The 1364-nt window shown below is 74.9% G+C and carries 2 protein-coding genes; both read left to right on the forward strand.

Annotation, left to right across the window (positions count from 1 at the left end; genetic code table 11):
- Positions 1 to 982, forward strand: a 982-nt coding sequence (locus tag ACXJKG_RS21175; RefSeq protein ID WP_456847684.1) for an elongation factor 1-alpha C-terminal domain-related protein, incomplete at its 5' end; no start/stop codon positions are given.
- On the forward strand, positions 979 to 1364 hold a 386-nt coding region (locus tag ACXJKG_RS21180), incomplete at its 3' end, for a precorrin-2 dehydrogenase/sirohydrochlorin ferrochelatase family protein (RefSeq protein WP_456847685.1). The genes ACXJKG_RS21175 and ACXJKG_RS21180, both read left to right, overlap by 4 nt.

Here is a 1364-nt window from a genome sequence, read left to right on the forward strand (position 1 = left end):
GCTGCGCGTGCCGCACGTGGTGCTCGCGGTGAACAAGATGGACCTGGTCGACTTCGACGAGCCCACGTTCCGCTCGATCGCCGACGAGTTCACGGCGTACGCGCTGAGCCTCGGCATCGAGGACGTCACCGCGGTCCCGCTGTCGGCGCTCGCCGGCGACAACGTGGTAGACCGCTCGACGCGGACGCCCTGGTACGACGGCCCGACGCTGCTCGAGCACCTCGAGTCGGTGCCGGTGGGCCGCGACGCGCTCTCCGAGCCGTTCCGGTTCCCCGTGCAGGTGGTCATCCGCCCGCGCACCGCGGAGCACCCCGACTACCGCGGGTACGCGGGCCGGGTCGCGTCCGGGGTGGTGTCGGTCGGCGACGAGGTCACCGTCCTGCCGTCCGGCAAGCACAGCACGGTCGTCGGGATCGACACGTTCGACGGTCCGCTGACCGAGGCGCACGCGCCCCAGTCGGTGACACTGCGGCTCGCCGACGACGTCGACGTGGCCCGGGGGGACGTCCTGGTCCCGACCGCGGAGACCGTCGAGGTCGGCTCGGACCTCGAGGGCACCGTGTGCTGGCTGGCCGAGAAGCGCAGCGTCCTGGGTGCTCGCCTGCTGGTCCGGGTGGGCACGCGCACGGTCCGCGCGCTCCTGCGAGAGGTCAACGCGCGGCTGGACGTCGACGCGCTGACGGTCGACGCGTGGGACGGGATCGACACGCGCTACGCGGTCGACGCGACCGACACCTCCTCGGACATCCCGCCCCGGGCCCTCACGCTCAACGCGATCGGTCGCGTGAAGATCCGGCTCGCCGAGCCGATCGTGCTGGACCCGTACGCCACGCACCGGCGCACCGGCGGGTTCCTGCTGGTCGACCCGGCGGACGGCACCACGCTCGCCGCAGGGATGATCGGCCCCACCCTGCTCGACCGGCTCACCCCCGCGCCGTCGGCGCAGGACGACGACGACTGGTTCGCCGGGTCCGGCATATGAGCGCGCCGCAGCACGCCCTGCTGCTCGACGTCCGCGGCCGTCGGGTCGTCGTCGTCGGCGGCGGCCCGGTCGCCGCCCGGCGGGCGACCCGACTGGTCGAGGACGGCGCGGACCTGCTGGTCGTCGCGCCCGCCCTGTGCGAGGACCTCGCGGAGCACGTCGCCGCGGGCGGCGTGACCTGGCGCGCGCGCGACTACCTGTCCACCGATCTCGACGGCGCCTGGCTGGTCCACACGGCGACCGGCGAGCGCGCGGTCGACGACGCCGTCGCGGCCGACGCCGAGGCCTCGCGGCTCTGGTGCGTGCGCGCCGACGACGCGAGCGCCTCGACGGCCTGGACGCCCGCCGTCGCGCGGTCGGGCGACGTCACGGTGGCCGTCGG

Source organism: Cellulomonas sp. P5_C6, from assembly GCF_054049635.1.